Source organism: Ferroplasma sp. Type II (genome assembly GCF_000496155.1).
The window spans coordinates 1-1,532 of record NZ_KI542745.1; the positions used below are offsets into that span (position 1 = coordinate 1).

Annotated in this window: 1 protein-coding gene and 1 pseudogene; both read left to right on the forward strand. The window is 36.9% G+C overall.

Annotated elements, in window-relative coordinates:
- The first annotated feature begins 181 nt into the window (after positions 1–181).
- The gene (locus tag AMDU4_RS09115) at positions 182–1,093 is read left to right on the forward strand and encodes a pirin family protein (protein WP_021787689.1); all 912 of its coding nucleotides are present in this window, start codon (positions 182–184) and stop codon (positions 1,091–1,093) included.
- 70 nt (positions 1,094–1,163) lie between these two features.
- Positions 1,164–1,532 (forward strand): annotated as a pseudogene (locus tag AMDU4_RS09120) (ABC transporter permease); the annotation flags it as partial.

Genomic DNA, 1,532 nt, shown 5'->3' on the forward strand with positions numbered 1-1,532 from the left:
AGCTTTATTAATTCTTCTATACTTATTAATTGACTCTTTGTTTGTGTCATTTTTATCACTTTAATTTTGACATTGCAAAGAGTCATTTTAAATTTACAGTAAAACAATTACATTATCAAAATATAGAATGATATAGCTAAATGATTTAAACAAGCATGTATTTGTTTGTATTGTGACATAAATGGAACACAACCTGAAAAATATTGATTACATTATAAAAGGGACAGAAACAAGGGACGGCGCCGGTGTACTGCTCAAGCGAATTTTTGGAGGCCCCAATACTGTTCAGTTAACAGACCCTTTTTTGCTTCTTGACCATTTCGGTTCAGACAGGGTGGAGGATTATATTGCAGGTTTTCCATGGCACCCACACAGGGGAATAGAAACCATAACATATCTACTTTCAGGAAAAGTGGAGCACAGTGACAGCACAGATCATAAGGGAACAATATATCCTGATGAACTTCAGTGGATGACGGCCGGCAGTGGCATATTCCATGAGGAGATGCCGAAGCCACTGGACGAAAAAAATCCCGAAGAACTCATGAAAGCATACGGTATGCCAACACTTGTTTCTGGATTCCAGCTCTGGCTTAATCTGCCTGCTAAATATAAAATGGCAACTCCAACATACCGAAGCATAAAGGGCAGTGAGGTCCCAAAAATCTCAATGGATGGGATTACTGTCAAAATTATAGCTGGTGAATACAGTAAAATTTCAGGGATGTATGATTCCAGATATGGTATAGATCCTCTATATCTGGATATTTCAATGGATGAAGAGTCAGATTTTATTTACAAGGTAAAGGATGGATATACTTCAATGATATTCTCCATCACCGGTGAGGGAATATGCAGGGAACAGCAACTGGAGCCTGATACTGTAGCTATAATGTCAAAAAATGGGAGTTACATAAATGTGCACACAGGCAATTCAAAATACCGCTTCATACTTCTGTCAGGCAAACCCCTTAAGGAACCGGTAAAATGGTACGGCCCAATAGTGATGAATACAGATCAGCAGATACGTGAAGCCATAGCTGACCTTAACAATAACAATTTTGTCCGGGAAAAGAATCCGCTGATGGAATAAATTTTTATTCAAATAATATATCTATTTTTTTTTAGATAATAGTTATATATCCCCCTAGCAATTAGATAACATGGAAAATGACAGTGGCATTAATCAGTATATGATATCCTTGAAATACCAGTTCAAATCCTATTTGCGTACAAAAAGATTTATTGGGTTGCTTCTTTTTACCACCATTATTTCAATAGGCATTACTGCACTTTTGCTCCATGATGAGTATAAAATGTTGAAAGCAGGTACACCCCTTTTCTATTTTTACAACTATCTTTCTAATTTTTCTGTTGATCTTGTTGTAATCATTGGAGCATTCTTTGGTGGAGATATTATTTCTACAGATACAGGAACAAGTGCTGCATATTATACACTTGTCCAGCCTGTCAGGAGATCAGTATTATTTCTGGGGAGGTACACGGCTGCGCTCATTTCCTCATTCATTATA